Annotated in this window: 8 protein-coding genes; all 8 read right to left on the minus strand. The window is 71.5% G+C overall.

The window, feature by feature from the left end:
- Positions 1-787 (minus strand): methionine adenosyltransferase (gene metK, locus ACFV0Q_RS35665; protein ID WP_385011285.1); only part of this gene is annotated, 787 nt, incomplete at its 3' end.
- On the minus strand, positions 784-1542 hold the full coding sequence (acpS, locus tag ACFV0Q_RS35670) for a holo-ACP synthase (protein WP_385011287.1): 759 nt from the start codon (positions 1540-1542) through the stop codon (positions 784-786). The genes metK and acpS, both read right to left, overlap by 4 nt.
- A 1-nt stretch (position 1543) precedes the next feature.
- Positions 1544-2422: a hypothetical protein gene (locus ACFV0Q_RS35675; RefSeq protein WP_385011289.1), complete on the minus strand. Its 879-nt coding sequence runs from the start codon at positions 2420-2422 to the stop codon at positions 1544-1546.
- 33 nt (positions 2423-2455) lie between these two features.
- Entirely contained in the window at positions 2456-3349 is an 894-nt protein-coding gene (locus tag ACFV0Q_RS35680) for a diiron oxygenase (RefSeq protein ID WP_385011290.1), read from the minus strand.
- A gap of 64 nt (positions 3350-3413) precedes the next feature.
- Entirely contained in the window at positions 3414-4460 is a 1047-nt protein-coding gene (locus tag ACFV0Q_RS35685) for a class I SAM-dependent methyltransferase (RefSeq protein WP_385011292.1), read from the minus strand.
- Positions 4457-5296, minus strand: a complete 840-nt coding sequence (locus tag ACFV0Q_RS35690; protein ID WP_385011294.1) for a class I SAM-dependent methyltransferase — start codon at positions 5294-5296, stop codon at positions 4457-4459. Before ACFV0Q_RS35690 ends, ACFV0Q_RS35685 begins: the two co-directional genes overlap by 4 nt.
- 68 nt (positions 5297-5364) lie before the next feature.
- Positions 5365-5880: a MaoC family dehydratase gene (locus ACFV0Q_RS35695; RefSeq protein WP_385011296.1), complete on the minus strand. Its 516-nt coding sequence runs from the start codon at positions 5878-5880 to the stop codon at positions 5365-5367.
- A 101-nt stretch (positions 5881-5981) separates the two neighbouring features.
- The gene (locus ACFV0Q_RS35700) at positions 5982-7163 is read right to left on the minus strand and encodes a trans-sulfuration enzyme family protein (RefSeq protein WP_385011297.1); all 1182 of its coding nucleotides are present in this window, start codon (positions 7161-7163) and stop codon (positions 5982-5984) included.
- Positions 7164-7244 lie beyond the last annotated feature (81 nt).

Below are 7244 nucleotides of genomic sequence, written 5' to 3' on the forward strand. Positions count from 1 at the left end.
CGGTCAGGCCGGCGTCGCCCATCGGGCCGCCGATCTCGAAGCGGCCGGTCGGGTTCACCAGCAGCCGGTAGCCCTCGGTCACCAGCTTGATGCCGTCGGCGGCGAGTTCCGCGAGGACGTGCTCGACGACGAACTCGCGGATGTCCGGGGTGAGCAGCGAGTCCAGGTCGATGTCGGACGCGTGCTGCGAGGACACGACGACGGTGTCGAGGCGGACGGGCTGGTCGCCGTCGTACTCGATGGTGACCTGCGTCTTGCCGTCGGGGCGCAGGTAGGGGACGATGCCGTCCTTGCGGACCTGCGTCAGGCGGCGGGAGAGCCGGTGCGCCAGGTGGATCGGCAGCGGCATCAGTTCGGGGGTCTCGTCGCAGGCGTAGCCGAACATCAGGCCCTGGTCGCCGGCGCCCTGCCGGTCGAGGTCGTCGGCGTCGCCCTCGCCCTCGACGCGCTGCTCGTAGGCGGTGTCGACGCCCTGCGCGATGTCCGGGGACTGGGCGCCGATGGACACCGACACGCCACAGGAGGTGCCGTCGAAGCCCTTCTTCGAGGAGTCGTAGCCGATGTCGAGGATGGCACCGCGGACGAGTTCGGCGATGGGCGCGTAGGCGGTCGTGGTGACCTCGCCGGCGATGTGGACCTGGCCGGTGGTGATGAGCGTCTCGACCGCCACGCGGGAGGCCGGGTCCTCGCGCAGCAGCGCGTCGAGGACGGTGTCGCTGATCCGGTCGGCGATCTTGTCGGGGTGGCCCTCGGTCACGGACTCCGAGGTGAACAGGCGCTTGCTCATGCCTGCACCGCCCGGGCCGAGAAGAAGTGGGTCTCGATGGCGTCGAGGGTGCGGATCTCGTCGACCTCCAGGGTCTCCATCTGGATCGCCCGGCCGCTGTGCTGTTCCAGCAGGAAGACGAACTCGACGAAGGACAGCGAGTCGATGAGCCGGGTCTCGATGAGGTCCAGGTCGGGGGCGATGTCCTCCAGCTCCTCGTGGCGGGCGAGGAGCCAGTTCTTCACGAGCTGCAGACCTTCGGACATGGTGTCTCTCCTTGAAGTGCGGTGCGTGGGTGAGGTGTCGGCCGCCACGGAGTGTGCGGGCGGCCGTGCGGGGGGTCCCGGCGGTTCGGCGTCCCCCAGGACCGGGGCGGCGACGGCCACCGCGTAGTCCACGTCGTGGCTGATGGTCACGGTGATCGCGGCGATCCCGGACTCGGCCGCCATCGCGGCGGCGGACCCGCGGAGTTCCACGAGCGGCCAGCCGCCCTCGGAGCGGCGCACGATGATGTCGAGCCAGGGCAGGAACACGGCGCCGACGCGGAGGGTCTTGAACGCCGCCTCCTTGGCGGCGATCCGTCCGCACAGGCCGAGGACGTCGAGCCTGGCGGAGGTGTGGCAGTCGGCGAGTTCGCCGGGGGTGAGCATGCGCTGGAAGAAGTCCTCGCCGTAGAGGGTGAGGAGCCGGCGGACACGGGTGACGGACACGATGTCCATGCCGAGGTTCGCCCAGCCCAGGCCGCCCGCCGGCGGGGCGACGGGTCGGGTCGGCACGTCAGACCGCCGGACCCGCCGCGTTCGCGACGCGTACCGCGGCGGTCGCCGCCTCCCAGCTGCCGTGGCGTCGGGTGAGGGCGGACAGCCAGCGTTCCAGGCCGAAGGCGACGCAGCTGGTGAAGGCCGGGCCGCCGCCGGAGGCGAGCGGGATGTCGCAGCGGTCGCCGAAGAAGTTGCGGTGGGTGTTGACGGAGGCGATGGCGAGGTCCTCGTACAGGAACTCGTGCTTGACCGGGGTCAGGCGCTGGAGCACCGCCTTGGAGCTGCCCTTGTCGAAGAAGGGGTCGCAGGCGGCCTCCCGGCGCAGCGGCAGGTCCAGGGCCTCGGCGAAGGCGTTGATCCGCGCGGTGAAGGCGGCGAGGTGCGCCTCGGCGTGGTCGCGGGTGCCGATGGCGACGATCTCCCGCATGCGGAAGCCGAGTTGGCGGCGCAGTCCCTCGTAGTGGGCCTCCTTGCGGAAGCACCAGCCGACCACGGTGACGAGTTCGTCGTCGGCGGCCGGGCGGCCCTGGTGGTCGATGTACACGGCGTAGCAGGACGCGGAGGGCAGGCCGAGGGCGGCCGGCTCCAGCGCGTCGCAGGGGAAGCAGCCGGTGTCGGTACAGAACTCGCTGGTGTCCCGGACGTCCAGGTTCAGCGGGGCCGCGACGACGGCCTGGTGGGGAAAGTTGTCGTAGTAGTCGAGGCGGGCCAGGTCGGCGGCCGGCAGCAGCGGGGGCATGGTCATCGGCCGGGCCCCGGCGCGCACGCCCCAGCTTTCGAACGTGTCGTCGAGCAGCCGCAGCAGGGCGGTGCCCTCGGGGCCGAGCGACGGCAGGCCCGTGGTCTCGTTGGTACGCGCGGCGCTCGCGGCGCTCGCGGTGGTCGTGATGGTCATGGGGGGTCACCTCTCGGACGGCGGTCGGCCCTCTCAGACGACGGGCAGTACGTCGTCCGTGAAGATCCCGGTCTTCAGGAAGAAGCCGAGGGGCTTGCGGATGGTCTTGCGCTCGAAGGGGCGGCGGCGTTCGTCGGCGACCAGCGCGTTGCGCAGGCCCAGCGGGTCGGCGATGCCGGCGTCGCGGTAGACGTGCGGGTTGTAGAGGGAGTTGACGCTGTAGACCACGTACCGCTTGAGGTACGCCTCGACCTCGGCGAGCCGGCTGGCCGGGACCGCCTCCTGCATCCGGGAGAAGAGCAGGGAGACCAGTTCGCGGCCGAAGGCGATGTGCCGGGACTCGTCCTGGTGGTGGATGCGGTTGACCTCGCGGATGGTGTGGCACAGCGATTCGTCGCGCGCCATCCGCGTGTTGTAGTGGTCGACGAGCTCCTCGAAGAACAGGATGCGGGCGAAGACCAGGAAGTTCTCCACCTCCGGCTCCCAGGCGGAGTCGGCGCGCAGGGCGGTGGATCCGTAGATCTTGTCGCCGTAGCGGCGGCAGAACTCGGCGAAGAACCACATGTGTTCGTTCTCCTCACCGATGAAGTGGTGGAAGAAGTCGGACGGCACCTCGAAGCCGGGCATGTGGATCCGGCCGACGACCTCGATGAGGAGTTCGCGGATGCCGTGCACGTTGAGGCTGTAGAAGTTGATGCTCTCCCACTTGGAGAGGCGCTGGATGGTCTCCTCGCCGAGCTCCTCGTAGAACGGGGTGCCGTAGACCGTGAGCAGCTCGGGGGTCATCCACATGCGGCCCTCTTCGAGCTTCTCGGGCCAGTCGAACTGCTGGTACGGGTTGTAGTACTCCTCGATGGAACGGGAGCTCAGCCGGTCCAGGACTTCCAGGAACCGGTCGCTGACCGGCAGGGGGGCGCTGACGCCCATGGGGTCTCCTCGGGTGGGGTGGTGGGGGCGCCGCGGCGGACGGACGGGCGACGCGGACCGCGGTCTACGGCCGGACTTCGTACACGGCGTTGACGGGGGTCTCGGTGGCGCGGCGCCAGCGGGTGAAGCCGGCCTCTTCGGCGATGGCGCGGAAGGCCTGCTCGCCGGAGTGGTTGCCGAGTGCGTGGGGGCCGCGCTGGGCGACGGCCACGGGCAGGCACATCACGGCGGACAGGGCCATGAACATGCGGGCGGCGGGCGTCTGGGTGTCGATGTCGGCGGGCGACACGTTGGACTCGACGAGCATCCAGGTCCCGTCGGCGTCCAGGGACTTGTGGACGTGCTGGGCGGCGGAGACCGGGTCGCCCATGTCGTGCAGGGCGTTGAAGAAGGTGACCAGGTCGTAGCCGGAGCCGGGGTAGTCGTCGGCGGAGGCGACGTCGAAGACGACGCGGTCGCAGAGACCGGCCTCCTCGGCCAGCTGGCGGGCCAGCGAGATGGCCTCTTCGGAGTAGTCGAAGCCGTGGACGGTCGCCTCGGGGAAGGCCTTGGCGATGAGCAGGGTGGTGTGGCCGACGCCGCAGCCGACGTCGGCGACGGTGCCGCCGGCGGCGAGCTTGCCGGTGATCCCGGTGAGGGCGGGCAGCCAGTCGGGGACGAGGCGGTGCTCGTAGGTGGGCTGGAAGAAGCTGCCCATGCCGGTGTCGAGGGCCGGGTCGTGTTCGGCCCAGCCGACGCCGTCGCCGGTGCGGTAGGCGTCGACGAGGAGGTCCTCGGTGCCGTACAGCGCCTTGAGGGCGGTGAAGAACCCGGCGGCGTAGGTGACCGCGTTCGGGTCGGCCAGGACGGGGGCGTGGTCGGCGGGCAGCGTGTACGCGTCGGTGTCCGCGTCGCGTTCGACGTACCCGGCGCTCAGCTGGGCGTGCAGCCACTCCTCGGCGTACCGCTGGTTGGTCCCGGTGCGCTCGGCGAGGGCGGCGGGGGTCAGCGGGCCGGCTTCGGCGAGCGCGCGGTACAGGCCGAGGCGTTCGCCGAGGGCGACGGTCAGGCCGCGTACGGCGGCGCCTGCGTCGCTGATGACGCGCTGGTGGAAGTCGTGGGTGCCGGTCATGCCGCTCTCACCTCTGCGGTCGGGAGGTCACAGGTGAACAGGAAGGAACGCGGGACGCGCGCGACGGTGCGCGCGGGGACGGGGTAGGGCCAGCGGCCGAAGTCGGCGCCGTCCTCACCCGGCTGGCGGACCTCGCGCACGGCCCAGCCGCATTCGGCGAGGAGCTGCTCGGGGGTCTCCGTGCCGAAGAGCCACGGGTTCCCGTCCTCTTCCAGGCAGTTCAGGAAGGCGCGGGACAGCGGGTTCTCCAGGGCGGCCTTGCTGATGACGTCGCCTAGGAGGACCGAGCCGGGCGCGGACTGTCCGGCGAGCGTGCCGATGAGGTGGCGTACGGCCTGCTCGGGGAGGAAGAAGAGCAGTCCTTCGACGACCCACAGCACCGGCTCGTCGGGGTTCCAGCCGGCCGCGCGGAGCGGGCCGGTCCAGTCCTCGGTGAGGTCGACGGGGACGGTGACGCGGGTGCGTCCGGCGGGGGCCGGCTCCCCGGCGAGCATGTCCGCCTTGACCTCCAGGAGGGCGGGGCGGTCGAGTTCGTAGACGGTGACGCCGTCGGGCCACGGGAGCCGGAAGAAGCGGGTGTCCATGCCGGCGGCGAGGAACACGACCTGGCGGATGCCGTGTTCTTCGACGGCGCGGACGATCGCCCGGTCGAGGTAGGTGGTGCGGATGGCGAGGAACGGTACGGTTCCGGCGCCGGCGTAGCGGTCGAGCAGTTCGAAGCCGATGGTGTCGGCGACGGTGCGCGCGTACGGATCGGCGAACAGCCGGTCCTCGCGGTCGGTTTCCAGGGCCCGCGCTGCGGCGGTCCACTGGGCGGTGCGGGATACGGCCTCCACGGGAGGTCCCCCTTCACTTCGGCGGACGGGACGGGGTGTCACGGGGCCCGGATTCCCGTGACGGCGGTTCAGGCCAGGGAGCGCACGCGGACGACGGGGTCCTGTGCGGCGCACGTCGACGCGGGGTGCGCGGCGTCGGTCTCGGCGGGCCGCCGCTGGAAGATGCTGTGCAGGACCATGCTGAAGACGACGTTCCCGTCGCGGTCGACCAGCGTGCACTTGGGCTGGACGACCCCGGTGGACGGGTTGAACGGCGACGGGCGGGAGCCGAGGATCTCGACGCGCGCCGTGAGGACGTCGCCGGGGCGTACGGGCCGCAGGTAGCGGATCTCGTCGACGCCCGGGGAGCCGGTACAGGCGCTGTAGGCGAGCAGTCCGTCGACGTAGCGCCGCATGAACATCGAGGCGCTGTGCCAGCCGCTGGCGATGAGGCCGCCGAACGGGGTCCGCGCGGCGAGCTCCGGGTCGGTGTGGAAGGGCTGCGGGTCGAAGCGCCTGCCGAACTCCAGCACCTCCTCGGTGGTGACGGTGACGGTGCCGAGCTCGTGGACGTCACCGGTCCGGAAGTCCTCGAAGTAACGCATCACGCGCCCCCCTTGACGTGGCGGAGTATTTCTCTGGCGTGAACCAATCTACGAATCTGTCGGTTATTTTGTCAAGCCAAAAGAAGACCACGGCGTCTGTTCTATCGCAGTGCCTGTTCCATGTCCTGCCACAGGTCCTCGGGGTCCTCGATGCCCACCGACATCCGCACCAGGCCCGCACCGATGCCCGCCCGCGCCAACGCCCCTTCACCCAGCTCCCGGTGAGAGGTGCTGGCAGGGTGCGTGACCAGCGTTTCCACCCCGCCCAGGGACAGTGCGAGCCGTGCCACCCGGACCCCCTCGACGAAGGCCCTCCCGGCATCGCGGCCGCCCTCCAGCTCGAAGGAGAGCAGCCCGCCGCCGCCCGAGAGGACCGCCCGGGCAAGGGCGTGGGAGGGGTGCGTTCCCAGCCACGGCCAGTGCACGGCCGTGACCGCGGGGTGGCCGGCCAGCCGCTCGGCGAGCAGGGCGGCGTTGGCGCAGTGCTCGCGCATCCGCAGCGGCAGCGTGGCGATCCCGCGCAGCGTCAGCCAGGCGGCGAACGGGTCGGCACTGGCGCCGAGTTCGACCGTGCGCGGCCACACCTCCCGGCGCAGGGCGTCGTCGGCGAACACCGCCGCCCCGCCGATGACGTCGGAGTGCCCGGCGAGGTACTTGGTGGTGGAGTGGAGCACGATGTCGGCGCCCAGCTCGACGGGGCGGCACAGGACGGGCGAGGCCAGGGAGTTGTCCACCGCACTGACCACCCCGTGGCGCCGCGCCGCCGCCAGCAGCCCCGGCAGGTCCGGGACCTGGGCCGTCGGGTTGGCGATGGTCTCCAGGACGAGCAGCCGGGTGCGCGGCCCGGCGAGCGCCTCGAACTCCCCCACGTCGTCACCGCCGATGTACGCGACCTCGACGCCGAAGCGCTCCGCCAGGTCGGTCAGTGCCGCGTACGTCCCCCCGTACAGGCAGCGCTGCGCGACCACCCGGTCGCCGGGGCGCAGCAGCGCGAGCAGGACGCCGCTGATGGCGCCCATGCCGGAGGCGAAGGCGATGGCCGAGGCCCCGCCCTCCAGGTCGGCGAGGGTTCGCTCCAGGGCGCGTACGGTCGGATTGCCGCGGCGGCCGTAGACGTACGCCCCGTCCGGTCCGGCCATGGCCCGCGCGAGTTCGTCGGCGGAGTCGAAGGCGAAGGCGGAGGACTGGACGAGCGGCACGGACAGCGGCACGGACAGCGGCCGGCTCGTGGGGGCGGCGGGCTCGTCGGCGATGTGCACGGCCCGGGTGCGGATGTCCCTCATCGGGGTCCCTTCGTCGGTGGGGCGGTACCGCGGAGTCGGTACGGGAAAGCCGGTACGGAAAAGGGGTCGCCCGACGTCCGG

It is taken from the genome of Streptomyces sp. NPDC059564, assembly GCF_042735575.1.
In the GTDB taxonomy this organism is placed as follows: Bacteria; Actinomycetota; Actinomycetes; order Streptomycetales; family Streptomycetaceae; genus Streptomyces.

Coding starts and splice junctions, on each gene's coding strand:
- ACFV0Q_RS35680 (WP_385011290.1), bottom strand. CDS start 3,349: ATGGGCGTCAGCGCCCCCCTGCCGGTCAGCGACCGGTTCCTGGAAGTC.
- ACFV0Q_RS35700 (WP_385011297.1), bottom strand. CDS start 7,163: ATGAGGGACATCCGCACCCGGGCCGTGCACATCGCCGACGAGCCCGCC.
- ACFV0Q_RS35695 (WP_385011296.1), bottom strand. CDS start 5,880: ATGCGTTACTTCGAGGACTTCCGGACCGGTGACGTCCACGAGCTCGGC.
- ACFV0Q_RS35685 (WP_385011292.1), bottom strand. CDS start 4,460: ATGACCGGCACCCACGACTTCCACCAGCGCGTCATCAGCGACGCAGGC.
- ACFV0Q_RS35675 (WP_385011289.1), bottom strand. CDS start 2,422: ATGACCATCACGACCACCGCGAGCGCCGCGAGCGCCGCGCGTACCAAC.